We start from the raw sequence: 15,122 nt of genomic DNA on the forward strand, positions 1-15,122 counted from the left end.
ATTTCCGGCTGCACAATCTGCGGTCAAAGGGTATACTGGCGCACTCTTTTTTTAACCGATCCGTATCGCGTGCGAATTCAACATGCAAAAGTTTGATACCAAGACCTTTCAGGGCCTGATCCTGACCTTGCAGGATTACTGGGCGCGTCAAGGCTGCACCATCGTCCAACCGTTGGACATGGAAGTGGGCGCCGGCACCTCTCACCCGATGACTTGCCTGCGCGCCTTAGGCCCAGAGCCGATGGCCACCGCCTACGTACAGCCATCGCGTCGTCCAACTGACGGACGCTACGGTGAAAACCCGAACCGTTTGCAGCACTATTACCAGTTCCAGGTGGTGATTAAGCCCAACCCGGACAATCTTCAGGAGCTGTACCTTGGGTCGCTGAAAGAGCTGGGTATGGATCCGACCATTCACGATATTCGCTTTGTCGAAGATAACTGGGAAAACCCAACGCTCGGTGCGTGGGGACTCGGTTGGGAAGTGTGGCTGAACGGCATGGAAGTGACGCAGTTTACGTACTTCCAGCAGGTGGGCGGCCTTGAGTGTAAGCCGGTGACCGGCGAGATCACTTACGGCTTAGAGCGCCTGGCTATGTACATCCAGGGCGTAGACAGCGTTTACGATCTGGTGTGGAGCGATGGTCCGTTCGGCAAAACCACTTACGGCGAAGTGTTCCATCAGAACGAAGTGGAGCAGTCGACCTACAACTTCGAATACGCTGACGTCGACTTCCTTTTCACCTGCTTCGAGCAGTATGAGAAAGAAGCGCAGCAGCTGCTGGCGCTGGAAAAACCGCTGCCGCTGCCTGCCTACGAGCGCATTCTGAAAGCGGCACACAGCTTTAACCTGCTGGACGCCCGCAAGGCGATTTCAGTCACCGAACGCCAGCGCTATATCCTGCGTATCCGCACCCTGACGAAAGCCGTGGCGGAAGCCTATTACGCGTCCCGCGAGGCGCTTGGCTTCCCAATGTGCAATAAAAACAAGTAAGAGGCAGCCATGACCGATAAAACTTTCCTGGTGGAAATTGGCACCGAAGAGTTGCCTCCGAAAGCGCTGCGCAGCCTGGCAGAAGCCTTTGCTGCGCACTTCACCGCTGAACTTGATAGCGCCGGTCTGGCGCATGGCGAAGTGAGCTGGTTTGCCGCGCCGCGCCGTCTGGCGCTGAAAGTGGCTACCCTTGCCGCCGCGCAGCCGGATCGCGAAGTTGAAAAACGTGGCCCGGCTATCGCCGCTGCGTTTGATGCCGACGGCAAGGCGACCAAAGCGGCCGAAGGCTGGGCGCGTGGCAACGGCATCACCGTTGATCAGGCTGAGCGCCTGAGCACCGATAAAGGCGAATGGCTGGTGCATCGCGCAGCGATCACTGGCGAAAGCGCGCAGGCGCTGCTGCCCGCGATGGTCGCGACTGCGCTGAGCAAGCTGCCGATTCCTAAGCTAATGCGCTGGGGTGCGAGCGACGTGCAGTTTGTGCGCCCGGTACACACCGTTACGCTGCTGCTCGGCGATGAGTTGATTCCCGCGAAGATTCTCGGTATTGAGTCCGATCGCGTGATTCGCGGTCATCGCTTTATGGGCGAGCCAGAGTTCACTATCGATAATGCCGATCAATATCCGCAGCTGCTGCTGGAGCGTGGCAACGTTGTCGCTGATTACGCCGCGCGTAAAGCCAAAATCAAAGCGGATGCTGAAGCGGCAGCGCAGAAAATTGGCGGCATCGCCGATCTGAGCGAAAGCCTGCTGGAAGAAGTGACCTCGCTGGTGGAATGGCCGGTGGTGCTGACGGCGAAGTTCGAAGAGAAGTTCCTCGCGGTACCGGCTGAAGCGCTGGTGTACACCATGAAAGGTGACCAGAAGTACTTCCCGGTGTATGACGCTGCGGGCAAACTGCTGCCGAATTTCATCTTCGTAACCAACATCGAATCCAAAGATCCGCAGCAGATCATCTCCGGTAACGAGAAGGTGGTGCGCCCGCGTCTGGCGGATGCGGAATTCTTCTTCAATACTGACCGCAAACAGCGTCTGGAAGATAACCTGCCGCGTCTGGAAACGGTCCTGTTCCAGAAAGAGCTGGGTACGTTGCGCGATAAAACTGACCGCATTCAGGCGCTGGCTGGCTGGATTGCGGCGCAGATTGGCGCCGATGTCAATCACGCGACCCGCGCCGGCTTGCTGTCGAAATGTGACCTGATGACCAACATGGTCTTCGAGTTCACCGATACGCAGGGCGTGATGGGCATGCACTACGCGCGCCACGATGGCGAAGCGGAAGATGTGGCCGTGGCCCTGAACGAGCAGTATCAGCCGCGCTTTGCCGGTGACGATCTGCCGTCGAATCCTGTCGCCTGTGCTGTAGCGATTGCTGACAAGATGGATACCCTCGCGGGAATTTTCGGTATTGGTCAGCACCCGAAAGGCGATAAAGACCCGTTCGCACTGCGTCGCGCGGCGCTGGGCGTGCTGCGCATCATCGTTGAGAAAAACCTGCCGCTCGATCTGCAAACGCTAACCGAAGAAGCGGTGCGTCTGTACGGTAGCAAGCTGAGCAACGCGAAAGTGGTCGATGAAGTGATCGACTTTATGCTGGGTCGCTTCCGTACCTGGTATCAGGAAGAGGGCCACAGCGTTGACACCATTCAGGCGGTGCTGGCGCGTCGTCCAACTCGTCCGGCAGACTTCGATGCGCGCATGAAGGCGGTTTCGCATTTCCGTACGCTGGAAGCCGCAGCCACGCTGGCCGCGGCCAACAAGCGCGTGTCGAATATCCTGGCGAAATCGACCGAAACCCTGAATGACAGCGTGCAGGCTTCCCTGCTGAAAGAGAACGAAGAGATCCAGCTGGCGACCTTCGTGACCGCGCTGGGCGATAAGCTGCAGCCGTTCTTTGCAGAGGGTCGCTATCAGGATGCGCTGGTGGAACTGGCGCAACTGCGTGAAGCGGTGGACAATTTCTTCGATAAAGTGATGGTTAACGCTGACGATCAGGCGGTGCGTATTAACCGTCTGACGCTGCTGGCACAGCTGCGTCAGCTGTTCCTGCAGGTAGCGGATATTTCGCTGTTGCAGTAATTGGCTTGGTCGCCATAAATGGCGACCCTACGCTGTAGGGGCCGGATAAATCGGAAGGGACGAGAAATCGTCCCTTGTTGTTTTAAAATTCGGCGCTGATTTCCTGCGAGTGGTGCAAGATGCGGCCGATAAAGATTTCATCCACTTCAGCGCGATAGATCACAACATGCTGTCCGAGAGGTAGCGAATAGATCTGCTTACCTAAATCTGGTCGTTTGCGACCTAAATCAAACATGGCCAGTTTGTCGAAGAGCTGAGCAAATCTGGAGCTATAATCATCAGCTAACTGCTCGCCATAATTCCAGTATCCATAAATCCAGATCTTCATCAGATCCGCATCAGCTTCCGGTTTTATCGTGATGGTCCTTTTCATAAATGCCTACCCTGGCTTTTGCACGTCTTAGAAAATCTTCATGATCCCACTCTTTTCCTGGGCCGCTTTCGAAACCCTCCCTGACTAACTCTCTGAGCTTCTCCAGCTTCGATTCCGCCTGTTTCTCACGCAGTAAACGCAGCGAGTCGCGTACCACTTCGCTTTGCGTACGGTAGTCGCCGGACTCAACCAGAGATTCAACAAACTCGCGCAGTTCATCACCTAAATCGATCGTCATGGTACGTGCCATTATCGTTATCCACTGTAAGAGTATTTCTTACATTCTGGCACTTTTTTGCGCAACGGGGAATGCGCGTTGCAGCGCGGTTACAGATAAAACTGCGAGGCAACGCGAAAGATTTTAAGCAGAAGAGGTGGGGAACAGGCGTGCGTCGCGCAGCAGATGATCGTTGCCACGACGGCGGGTGAAGCCGCTGCGGTCAAAGAATTCCAGAATCTGCACCGCCACTTTACGCCCGGTACCGAGCTGGTTGCGGAAATCGGCGGCGCTGGTGCTGCCACCTTGCGCGGCGCGCTGGCGAATCAGATCGGCGAAGATCTGGATCTGGTCGCTGCGATAGTAGCGATCGCGCACGATCGCTGTAATGTGCCCGAGGCGGGCAGCGGTAAGCAGCAGCGAGCGAATGGTCTGCTCATCCTGCTGTAACGTCAGCGCGATATCGCGTACCCATAGCGGCTGGTCGCTAAATAGCGGGCCAACCTGCTGCCACACTATTTCTTCCTGCAGGTTAAAGCGCGGTTCGAAATCAGGCAGATGGAGCCAGCCCTGTCGCTGTTGCAGCTGACCTTGTGCCAGCAGTTGCTCAATCAGCGCGAAGACCCATGCGGCCGGTTGATGCGACATTGCTACCCGGCGCAGACGATCCTGCCCGATGCCCGGCACTTCCGGATGCTGCTGATGAAAATGCGCCAACGCCTCCAGCAGCGTCTGTTGCCAGTTGGCTGCTTGTGCGGCACTCATCAGCGCGTTACCGAGCTGAACCGGTGCAATATGCTCGATTAATGCGTTCAGCGCGGGAGCGGTGAGCTGGCGTGCCCAGCTCAGCTCAGCCGATTCGGTCGGTTGATACGTCAGATGCGCGCGCAGGTTGGCGTCATCGCCTTCTGATGCGGCCAGTTGTTGCAGCCAGGCAAGGTAATCCGCCTGACGTTTGCCGCGCTTTTTGCTGTTAAGCAGCAGCACGCGCGCGCCGCCCAACGTTTGCTGGGCGTTGCTGTCGCGGATAATCAGCCGATCGTTCTCTGCCAGCCAGAGCGGTTCATTCAGCACTATTTCTGCCAGATTATCGGCCAAGAGCATAATGCGTCCGGTAACGTGGCTGGCGGCATGATGGACATGAATGGGCTGCGAGGTGCTTTTTAGCGGCTGCAGCAAGCGCAGCGCCACGGTTAAACGCGTGGTGCCTTGCGGTTGTGGTTCTGCCAGCAGCCAGTCGCCGCGGGCGATCTGCGCTTTTTCCACATCGCCAACGATATTCAGCGCGATGCGCTCACCGGCCTGCGCCCGCGTCACCGATTGGTTTTGCGCATGCAGCGCGCGCACGCGCAGTGGCACATTCAGGCTGCTAAGCCACAGCGTGTCGCCGACGTTGATCTCCCCCGACAGCGCGGTGCCGGTAACCACTAAACCGGTGCCTTTTAGCGTGAAGGCGCGATCGATGGCGAGACGAAAACGGTAGCGAGTGTCGAACGCCGGCTCCTGCAGGGGGCTGAGATGCCGCCGCAGCGCATCGATGCCGTGCTGCGTGTGGCTGCTGGTGACAAATTGTGGCACCGCCAGCCAGCCAAGCTGTTGCGTGAGCTGAGCTACCTGCTGCTGCACTTCGGCGATGCGCGCTTCATCCACGCGATCGGCTTTGGTCAGCGCCACGCTGAGCGGCGGCTGGCCGGCCATGCTGAGCAATTGCAGATGTTCGCGCGTTTGCGGCATCACGCCATCGTCGCAGGCCACCACCAGCAGCGCATGATGAATGCCGCCAATGCCGGCCAGCATATTGGTGAGAAATTTCTCGTGGCCCGGTACATCAATAAAGCCGAGCACGCGCCCATCCGGCTGCGGCCAGTAGGCATAGCCGAGATCGATAGTCATACCGCGCCGTTTCTCTTCCGGCAGGCGATCGGCATCGACGCCGGTTAACGCTTGCAACAGTGCGGTTTTGCCGTGATCGACGTGCCCAGCGGTGGCAATAATCATGCGACTAACGCCTTAATCAGGGCGGTTTCATCATCGAGGCAGCGTAAATCCAGCCACAGTTTGCCTTCCTGAATGCGACCAATCACCGGGCGCGCCAGGCTACGCCAGCGTTGCGACAAGTGGTTTAGGTGACTGCCGCGACCATCGCGCGGTGTGAAGGTGATGGCATAACTGGGAATGCGCTCAACCGGCAGCGATCCGCTACCAATTTGTGATGAACACGCCGCGATCGCCAGTGAAAAATCAGCGCCATAACGCTGCGCTAAGGGCGGCAGTACCCGTTCAGCCTGCTGCAGAATATCCTGCGAGCTGCGCGTCAGCAGCCGTAGCGTCGGCAAGGCTTCACGCAAGGTTTCTGGCTGACGATACAGTTGCAAGGTCGCTTCCAATGCGGCGAGCGTCATTTTATCAACGCGCAGAGCACGCTTCAGCGGATGCGATTGCAGCTGCTCAATCAGCGCTTTTTTACCGATGATGATGCCAGCCTGCGGTCCGCCTAACAGCTTGTCGCCAGAGAAACTGACTAAACTAACGCCGGCGGCAATCAGCTGCTGCGGCATCGGCTCGGCGGGTAGGCCAAACCCGGTCATATCTATAAGCGAACCGCTGCCAAGATCGGTAATCACCGGCAATTGATACGCTTCGCCTAACTCGACCAACTCCGCTTCGGTTACCGCATGGGTAAAGCCCTGAATCTGGTAATTACTGGTATGCACCTTCATCAACAGGCCGCTATTTTCTGCGATCGCGGCGCGATAATCCTTCAGATGAGTACGATTGGTGGTGCCAACTTCAACCAGTGTGCAGCCCGCTTGACGCATTACGTCAGGAATACGGAAAGCGCCGCCAATTTCGACCAGCTCGCCGCGCGAGACTATCACTTCACGCCCCGGCGCTAAGGCCGCCAGCATCAGTAAAACTGCCGCCGCGTTGTTATTGACGATGCATGCCGCTTCGGCGCCGGTTAACTCGCACAGCAGCGCACTGACGGCATTATCGCGATGGCCACGGGCCGCCTCATCCAGCGCGTATTCCAGCGTTACCGGCTGGCGTAAACAGTTTACCACCGCTTCAATGGCGCGATCGCTCAGTTGTGCGCGGCCGAGATTGGTGTGCAGCACCGTGCCGGTGAGATTAAACACCGGGCGTAGCGCACTTTGCTGCTGTCGTGCTGCACGCCGTAATGCTTCCTGCGGCCAGTTGGCGTGCCAGGCGGGCAACGTTTGATGCTGCTGAATGTGTTCACGCGCTTCCTGCTGCATGGCGCGTAGCTGATGGGTGGTAAAGGCGGTACCGGTTTGAGCAAGCAGCGGCTGCAGCGCGGGATCGCGCAGCAGGCTATCGATAGCAGGTAGTTGGCTGTACAGGGTTTTCATCGGATGGCTTAACAAGTGGGGGGTACGGTGCGGGCAAAACTTTCCCGTTCAAATAGGGTTTCAGCCAGCTTCACCAGCGCCGGGCGATTCACGCACCAGTTTGGCATGACGCGGCGGAAGTTGAGGTAGCCAAGCATACAGCCGGTGGCAATATCGGCCAGATTGAGCGCGCCGCTATTGAGCAGTTCCCCCTGCGCGGCGGCGGTTTCCAGTGCATCAAGGCCGCGCTGGATTTTATCGCGATTGCGCAGCAGCACCTCTTCGGATTGCCGATCGCCGGGACGCATTTGCTCACGCACGATCATCACCGCGGCGTCATTGATGCCGTCGGCCAGTTTTTCCAGCTGACGGATTTGCAAAGCGCGGAGGGGATCATCGGGCAGCAGGGCAGGCGCGTCACCGCGTAGTTCAATTACCTGCGCAATGATGGAGGAGTCAAACCAGGTGAGTTGATTGTCATCAATTAGCGCCGGCACTTTGCCCAGCGGATTGTATTGCGGCACATGAGTGTCGTCGGTCCACGGAGATTGATTCACGAATTCAAAAACCAGACCTTTTTCCAGCAAAATCACCGAAATTTTGCGTACAAAAGGGCTGGTGTAGCTGCCAATCAGTTTCATCGTTCGCCTCCGTGTTGAATGAATTCATGAAGAAGGTCGCCATGAATGGCGACCCTACAAACGGAACGTTTAATCGCCGGGGAACATAAACGGATTCAAACTGCTGCGAGCGAATCCTTCCTGCTCCATGCGGGCATCCAGCACCAGCGAGGCCAAATCATCGGCGACGGGCTCCACGGCGGGATCCTTCTCCTGATACAGCATCTTCAGGTAGGTGCCGCAGTCGCCGCAGCTTTCTGCTTTCACCGCCGCTTTTTCACTGTCCAGCGACCAGTAATGCAGATCGCCAGTTTGTTCGCAGTTGGAGCATTTGCTGCGCACCACATACCATTCGCTTTCACACAGATTGCAGTGCAGATAGCGCAATCCCTGCTGGCCCACGCTCATGTGCACCACGCTGGTCACCGGCACGCTGGCGCACACCGGACAGAACTGGCGATGCTCGCCATATTCCGCGCGCGCTTTGCCAGGAATCAATGCCGCCATCTGCGCCCAGTAGATCGACAGCGCCGCCCAGATAAAGGGCGATTTGTCGCTGCTGACCTGGGCAAAATCACCTTCCAGCAGCGCCTGTGCCAGATTCTCCAGCTCGGTGGTGGAGGCTTTTTCCAGATTCTCCAGCACCGCCAGCGCCTGACCGCTCATCTCCGGCTTCAGCTCGGCAATCAGCGAATGCAGCAGACGTTGCCAGTGCGCATCGCGCGGATAGGTGTGGATATCGAGCGGCGGTTTGCCCTGTTCGGCGCTTTGCGCCAGCCGCTGCTGCAGATCAAGCTGCAGCGGATGGTCATACAGCACGATCTCCTGCGCCTCGGCGATCACCGCGGCAAAGCGCAGGTAATCACCCAGCGGATTCTTCGCGGCCAGATCGCGCAAACGCGCCGCGCGGCGGCTATACAGATTTTTCAACCGGGGGAAAAGTAACGGCGGAACCTGCTCCGCCGTGTGCTTTTCGCCTTTATCCAGCTGGTCCTGCGGGATGATGCGAATACTCATCAGGGACGTTTTTCCTGTTGTGTTTGGCGTTGGCGCTGCTCGCGATACCAGCGTGGATGATGTTTCTTCGCCCACGCGGCCGGAACCCAGCCCTCAACCATGGCGGTAATGGTGCCTTTTACCCACAACGCGGCGTAAATGTGCACCATAATCACCACGATCAGCGCCACAGCTGAGACCGAATGCACCACTAAGGCGGCGCGAATCAGCGGAATGGCAAAGGCGCCGGCAAAGTAAGGGCGCCAGATGACAATCCCGCTCACCAGCAGCAAGACTAAGCTGATGATAGCAGCCCAGAACACACACTTCTGCCCGAAGTTGTATTTGCCGGTGTCGCCCACCTCTTCGTTTTGCACGATTTTGCGGATGTTTTTCGCCCACACCAGGTCTTCACGGTTGATCAGATTATGTTTCCAATAACGTAAGAACATGATGATAAAGGCGGCAAACATCACTACACCGACAAACGGATGCAGGATGCGCGCCAGCTGCGGCGTGCCAAGAACGTGCATCAGCCAGTTAAACGAAGGGAAAAAGAAACCCAGTCCGCTCAGCGCGGCGAAGACAAAACAGAACGCCACAATCCAGTGATTGATGCGTTCCGGTGCGCTGTAGCGCACCAGACGATCGCGTTTTTTCATTATTCGCGCTCCTCTTTTTCGTGCAGGTTCTCGTCTTCATCCTCTTCCACGCGGTTCGGGCCTACGCCGACGTAGTGGAACACCGAGGCAGCAAAGGTGGCGGCAAAACCGATGGCCGCCAGCGGTTTCCAGATCCCCTTCCAGAACGTCACCGCCGGGCTGATGCTCGGATTTTCCGGCAAACCGTGATAGAGCTGCGGCTTGTCGGCGTGGTGCAGCACGTACATCACGTGTGTGCCGCCCACGCCTGCGGGATCGTACAAGCCCGCATTGGCATAACCGCGCGTGTTGAGCTCGGCCACGCGTTCACCCGCCAGCGCCTGCATATCGCTTTTGCTGCCGAAATGAATCGCACCGGTCGGGCAGGTTTTCACGCATGCCGGTTCCTGGCCAACATTGACACGATCGACGCACAACGTGCATTTATACACGCGGTTATCATCTTTATTCAGACGCGGCACGTCGAACGGACAGCCCGCAATGCAGTAGCCGCAGCCAATGCACTGTTCGGACTGAAAATCGACGATGCCGTTAGCGTACTGAATAATCGCACCTTCAGAGGGACAGGCTTTCAGACAGCCGGGATCGGCGCAGTGCATGCAGCCATCCTTGCGGATCAGCCACTCTAACTTGCCGTTCTCTTCCACTTCTGAGAAGCGCATCACCGTCCAGGATTTGGCGGTTAAATCGGCGGGGTTGTCATATACCCCCACGTTATGCCCCACTTCATCGCGGATATCGTTCCACTCTGAACACGCCACCTGACACGCTTTGCAGCCGATACAGGTGGTCACGTCGATCAGTTTCGCCACTTCCTGCTGATGGTTACGCGCCTGCGGGGCAGGCGTGAGTCCATTGGTGGCGGAGCGGCGGATAATGTCTTGAGATTGATAAGCCATATTCGTTCTCCTTACACCTTCTCGACGTTGACCAGGAACGCCTTGAATTCTGGCGTTTGCGTGTTGGCATCACCGACAAACGGCGTCAGGGTATTAGCAATAAAGCCTTTCTTCGCCACGCCCTGATAGCCCCAGTGAATCGGAATGCCGATGGTATCGACGATTTTGCCGTCGACGTTCAGTGGACGGATGCGCTTGGTGACCACCGCTTTGGCTTTGATATAGCCGCGATTGGAGCTCACTTTCACCGTATCGCCCTGCGCGATGCCGAGCTTGTTGGCCAGCTTCTCGCCGATTTCAATAAACTGCTCCGGCTGCGCGATGGCGTTGAGCCGCGCGTGCTTGGTCCAGTAATGGAAATGCTCGGTGAGACGATAGGTGGTGCCGACATACGGGAACTGCTCCGCCTGGCCCATCGAGGCCAAATCGTCCTTGAACACGCGCGCCGCCGGGTTGGATATCACATTCGGATGCAGTGGGTTGGTGCCAATCGGCGTTTCAAACGGCTCGTAGTGTTCCGGGAACGGACCTTCGGCCATTTTGTCGAGCGCAAACAGGCGACCAAGACCTTCTGGCTGCATGATGAACGGCCCGACATCGCTGCCCGGCGCGGCGGCGCTGTAGTCCGGCACATCCATGCCGCCCCATTTGCTGCCATCCCACTTCAGGATCTGACGTTTCGCATCCCACGGATTGCCTTGCGGATCCGCCGAGGCGCGGTTGTAGAGAATGCGGCGGTTGAGCGGCCATGCCCAGCTCCAGTTCAGCGTGTTGCCGAGTCCGGTTGGATCGGTGTTGTCACGGCGCGCCATCTGGTTGCCTTCTGGCGTCCAGCTGCCGGCGAAAATCCAGCAGCCGCTGCTGGTACTGCCGTCATCTTTCAGATGGGCAAAGGTGCTGAGCTGTTGGCCTTTTTTCACCAGCAGCGTGCCTTTGTCATCGAACACGTCCGCCAGCGCTTTACCGTTGCTCTCCATCGCCACTTCTTCCGGGGCAGGATTTTCAGGCGTTTTATAGTTCCAGCTCATGTTCAGCACCTGCTCCGGCAGCGCACCGCCTTCACTGGCGTACATCTTGCGCAGGCGAGAGTAAATGCCGGAAAGAATCTCGCCATCATTCAGCGCTTCGCCTGGCGCATCCTGGCCTTTGAAGTGCCACTGCAGCCAGCGACCGGAGTTAACGATGGAACCGTTCTCTTCGGCGAAGCAGGTGGATGGTAAGCGGAACACTTCGGTTTGAATCTGTGACGGATCAACATCATTAAATTCGTCGTGATTCTCCCAGAAGGTTGAGGTTTCGGTGTTGAGCGGATCGATGGTGACCAGGAACTTCAGCTTCGACAGCGAAGCGATCACTTTGCGCTTATTCGGGAACGACGCCACCGGGTTAAAGCCCTGACACAGATAGCCGTTGACCTTACCTTGCGACATCATTTCGAAGTACTGCAGCACATCGTAGCCTTTGTCCCACTTCGGCAACCAATCGAAGCCCCAGCTATTTTCCTTCTGGGCTTTGTCGCCGAAGAAGGCTTTCATCTGGCTGACAAAGAATTTCGGATAGTTGCTCCAGTAGTTCACCTGACCCGGCAGCAGCGCTTTTGGCGTATTGGCAGCCAGATAGGTTTGCAGATCGGCTTGTTTCTCCGACGGCAAAGTCATGTAACCCGGCAGGCTTTGCGACAGCAGGCCGAGATCGGTGAGCCCCTGAATATTGGAGTGGCCGCGCAGCGCATTTACGCCGCCGCCAATCATGCCCATGTTGCCGAGCAGCAGCTGAATCATCGCCATGGTGCGGATGTTCTGCGCGCCCACCGAGTGCTGCGTCCAGCCGAGCGCATACAGGAACGAGGTGGTGCGATCGCGCGCGCTGGTTTCGCCAATCAGTTCGCAAACGTGCAGGAAGTCTGCTTTCGGCGTACCGCAGATACGTTCGACGATCTCCGGCGTGTAGCGGCTGACGTGCTGTTTCAGCAGGTTCCACACACAGCGCGGATGGGTGAGCGTGGCGTCGCGTTTGGCGAAGCCGTCGTCGCCCATCTCGTAGTTCCAGCTGGTTTTATCGTATTTGCGATTCTCTTCGTCGTAGCCGCTGAACAGGCCATCTTCAAAGTGATAATCCTCACGCACGATCAGGCTGGCATTGGTGTACGCCTGCACATATTCATGCTGGATTTTGTCGTTTTGCAGTAGCCACAGCAGTACGCCCGACAGGAAGGTGATGTCGGTGCCCGAGCGAATCGGCGTATAGAAATCAGCGACCGATGCCGTACGCGTAAAGCGCGGATCGATAACTATCAGTTTGGCTTTGTTGTGAATCTTGGCTTCCATCGCCCAGCGGAAACCGACAGGATGCGCTTCAGCCGCGTTCCCGCCCATCACAACGATCAGATTGGCATTACGGATGTCGACCCAGTGGTTGGTCATCGCACCGCGACCAAATGTTGGAGCAAGACTTGCTACCGTTGGTCCGTGTCAAACGCGTGCCTGGTTGTCGACCGCTAACATGCCGAGCGATCGGGTAAATTTCTGGGTTAAATAGCCGGTTTCATTGCTGGATGCCGAAGCGCACAGCATGCCGGTGGAGAGCCAACGGTTAACCGTCACGCCCGCCGCATTTTGCGCGATGAAATTGGCATCGCGGTCAGCTTTCATCAGCTTGGCGATGCGATCAAAGGCATCATCCCAGCTAATGCGCTGCCATTTATTGGAGCCTGGTGCGCGATATTCCGGGAAATGCAGACGACTGTCGCTGTGCACGAAGTCGAGCAGGCCTGCGCCTTTCGGGCACAATGCACCGCGGCTCACCGGATGATCCGGATCCCCTTCAATATGGAAAATGGTCTCTTTGGCGTTTTTCGCGCCGTCGCCGAGGCTGTACATTAACAAGCCACAGCCGACTGAGCAGTAAGTACAGGTATTACGGGTTTCGCGGGCACGCAGCAGTTTGTACTGTCGTGTTTCCGCCAATGCCACTTCCGGCGCAAAGCCGAGCAGTGCTGCCGTTGTCCCTGCCATACCGCCAGCGCATACTTTGAAGAATTTTCTTCGGCTGACATTCATGGATTATTATCCCTCTATATTCTTGCGATATACGGTGCAAGAATGACCCGACTAAACTTGTGACAATAGCGGCTAAATATTACCACAGCTTTAATGTGGTTGTTGCCCGAGACGAAAAAAGTGAAAGCGAATCAGCCAGAATGTAACGAGAGTGTGAATAAGATCTCAGGTGCGGTGCAGTCGCCGGTGTGGCAGCGCCGTACTATCGATAGCGCAGAAACCGACTGGCTGGCGCAGGAAGTGCCGATCGCGCTGGTCTATAACGGCATTTCGCACGTGGTGATGATGGCGACGCCCAACGATCTCGAAGCCTTTGCGCTCGGTTTTTCGCTATCGGAAGGGATTATCGAGCAGCCGAATGAGATTTTCGGCATGGACGTGGTGCCGGGTTGCCAGGGTATTGAAGTGCAGATTGAGCTCTCCAGTCGCCGCTTTATGGCGTTAAAAGAGCAGCGTCGCGCCATGGCGGGTCGCACCGGCTGCGGCGTATGCGGCGTGGAGCAGCTCGATCAAATCGGCAAACCGCTGCAGCCGCTGCCGTTCAGCCAAACCTTTGATTTAGGCCATCTCGATAAAGGGCTGGCGCAGCTGCGCGATTATCAGCCGATTGGTAATCTCACCGGCTGCACACACGCGGCGGCCTGGATGTCGCCGCAGGGTGAGTTGCAGGGTGGTTACGAAGATGTGGGACGTCATGTGGCACTGGATAAACTGCTCGGCAGTCGCAGCCAGCAGCCGTGGCAGCAGGGCGCGGTGCTGGTTTCCAGCCGCGCCAGCTATGAGATGGTGCAGAAATCCGCCATGTGCGGCGTTGAAATTCTGTTTGCGGTATCGGCGGCGACACAGCTCGCCGTTGAGGTAGCCGAGCGTTGCAATCTCACGCTGGTTGGCTTCAGTAAACCGGGCCGCGCCACCGTTTACAGTCATCCGCAACGCCTGCGTTAAACTACCTGTACCTGCGGCAGCGCCTGTTGCAGTGCCGCCAGCGCGCCGGGTTTTGCCGGGCCGCTGTCGCAGATCAGCAAATCGACATCGGCAATCGGAGCGTAAACCGTGCGGCTAACCACCCCGAGCTTGCTGTGATCCGCCAGTAAAATCGTGCGATTCGCCTGCTGCACCATGGCACGGGCAATTGCTGCTTCATGGGGATGGAAGCTGCTGGCACCGTTTTTAGCATCAATGCCGACCGGCGAAAGCAGCGCGACATCAGCGCGATAACGATAAATCTCGCCGAGGGTCATTTCGCCGCGCGTTTGCTGTGCGCCTGCCATCATCATGCCGCCAATCAAAATCACCTGATTATTCAATGTCTCATGCTCTTCCGCCGCGCTCAGCGCCAGCGCGGCCTGCAGGCTGTTGGTGATGATGGTTAAACCCGACATGGTGCGCAGCGCTTCCGCCAGCATGGTTGTCGTCGTGCCGGCATCAAGGAACAGGGTTTGTCCCGGCTGCAAATGCTGCGCGGCGGCGATGGCGATGGCGCGTTTCTCTTTCGCCTGCGCGTTGCGGCGCACCTGCAGCGGCGGCTCTGGCTGACTATCAACGGCCACCAAACCACCATGCACCCGCCGCGCCAATCCTTGTGCTTCCAGCTCAATAATGTCGCGCCGTGCGGTTTCGCGCGAGATGCCAAGCTCTTTAATAATGCGCTCGGTACTGACCTGATGTTGCGTGGTCAGCAGCGCACGAATGCGGTGTAAGCGAGTTTCCTGCAGCATGACTTTTCCCTGGGGCGTGTTCAATCTGGGCCTAAGCTTACCTGAGTGTCATCAGGCCGTCATGTGTATTTGGTTGTATTTGTGTATTTGGTTGCATTTGTCGCTAAAGCAGGCATGATAGCGACAATTGGCTATTTCGCATGCACCCCTTT

Annotated in this window: 13 protein-coding genes; 3 read left to right on the forward strand and 10 right to left on the reverse strand. The window is 57.3% G+C overall.

The annotated features are described in order from the left end of the window. Window positions 1–82: 82 nt before the first annotated feature. Window positions 83–994 (forward strand): glycine--tRNA ligase subunit alpha, encoded by a 912-nt coding sequence (gene glyQ, locus AC07WB_RS00490; protein ID WP_008105242.1) that lies wholly within the window; start codon window positions 83–85, stop codon window positions 992–994. Window positions 995–1,003: 9 nt separating this feature from the next. Beyond that, window positions 1,004–3,073 carry a glycine--tRNA ligase subunit beta gene (gene glyS, locus AC07WB_RS00495; RefSeq protein ID WP_097095413.1) on the forward strand — a complete coding sequence of 690 codons (2,070 nt, stop codon included), beginning with the start codon at window positions 1,004–1,006 and terminating at the stop codon, window positions 3,071–3,073. 82 nt (window positions 3,074–3,155) lie between these two features. Here glyS and AC07WB_RS00500 read toward each other — a convergent pair whose 3' ends face one another. The 9 genes from AC07WB_RS00500 to fdnG all read right to left on the reverse strand — a co-directional run bounded on the left by AC07WB_RS00500 (window position 3,156) and on the right by fdnG (window position 13,252). Continuing rightward, window positions 3,156–3,446, reverse strand: coding sequence for a type II toxin-antitoxin system RelE/ParE family toxin (locus AC07WB_RS00500; RefSeq protein ID WP_097095412.1), 291 nt, complete (start codon window positions 3,444–3,446; stop codon window positions 3,156–3,158). Further along, window positions 3,412–3,696: a type II toxin-antitoxin system ParD family antitoxin gene (locus AC07WB_RS00505; RefSeq protein ID WP_061719305.1), complete on the reverse strand. Its 285-nt coding sequence runs from the start codon at window positions 3,694–3,696 to the stop codon at window positions 3,412–3,414. Before AC07WB_RS00505 ends, AC07WB_RS00500 begins: the two co-directional genes overlap by 35 nt. A 111-nt stretch (window positions 3,697–3,807) precedes the next feature. Beyond that, the gene (gene selB / locus AC07WB_RS00510) at window positions 3,808–5,661 is read right to left on the reverse strand and encodes a selenocysteine-specific translation elongation factor (RefSeq protein WP_494939874.1); all 1,854 of its coding nucleotides are present in this window, start codon (window positions 5,659–5,661) and stop codon (window positions 3,808–3,810) included. After that, window positions 5,658–7,037, reverse strand: a complete 1,380-nt coding sequence (gene selA, locus AC07WB_RS00515; protein WP_494939875.1) for an L-seryl-tRNA(Sec) selenium transferase — start codon at window positions 7,035–7,037, stop codon at window positions 5,658–5,660. Before selA ends, selB begins: the two co-directional genes overlap by 4 nt. Before the next feature lie 8 nt (window positions 7,038–7,045). Beyond that, complete coding sequence (locus AC07WB_RS00520; protein ID WP_097095409.1) at window positions 7,046–7,657, reverse strand: glutathione S-transferase; 612 nt, start codon at window positions 7,655–7,657, stop codon at window positions 7,046–7,048. Window positions 7,658–7,726: 69 nt separating this feature from the next. Next, complete coding sequence (gene fdhE / locus AC07WB_RS00525) at window positions 7,727–8,653, reverse strand: formate dehydrogenase accessory protein FdhE (RefSeq protein ID WP_345827560.1); 927 nt, start codon at window positions 8,651–8,653, stop codon at window positions 7,727–7,729. Then, a complete protein-coding gene (fdoI, locus tag AC07WB_RS00530; protein ID WP_097095407.1) occupies window positions 8,653–9,294 on the reverse strand; it encodes a formate dehydrogenase cytochrome b556 subunit in 642 nt (213 codons plus the stop codon). The genes fdhE and fdoI overlap by 1 nt, the downstream gene beginning before the upstream one ends. Further along, a complete protein-coding gene (gene fdxH, locus AC07WB_RS00535; protein ID WP_097095406.1) occupies window positions 9,294–10,193 on the reverse strand; it encodes a formate dehydrogenase subunit beta in 900 nt (299 codons plus the stop codon). Before fdxH ends, fdoI begins: the two co-directional genes overlap by 1 nt. A gap of 11 nt (window positions 10,194–10,204) precedes the next feature. After that, window positions 10,205–13,252: a formate dehydrogenase-N subunit alpha gene (gene fdnG / locus AC07WB_RS00540; RefSeq protein ID WP_494939876.1), complete on the reverse strand. Its 3,048-nt coding sequence runs from the start codon at window positions 13,250–13,252 to the stop codon at window positions 10,205–10,207. 153 nt (window positions 13,253–13,405) lie between these two features. Between fdnG and fdhD the strand changes: the two genes are divergently transcribed. Continuing rightward, window positions 13,406–14,197, forward strand: a complete 792-nt coding sequence (fdhD, locus tag AC07WB_RS00545; protein ID WP_370659785.1) for a formate dehydrogenase accessory sulfurtransferase FdhD — start codon at window positions 13,406–13,408, stop codon at window positions 14,195–14,197. On the opposite strand, the gene AC07WB_RS00550 is transcribed toward fdhD, so the two are convergent. Further along, window positions 14,194–14,970, reverse strand: a complete 777-nt coding sequence (locus tag AC07WB_RS00550; protein ID WP_345827553.1) for a DeoR/GlpR family DNA-binding transcription regulator — start codon at window positions 14,968–14,970, stop codon at window positions 14,194–14,196. The genes fdhD and AC07WB_RS00550 overlap by 4 nt on opposite strands. Window positions 14,971–15,122 lie beyond the last annotated feature (152 nt).

It is taken from the genome of Pantoea sp. GW821-FHT03E06 (assembly GCF_059420725.1).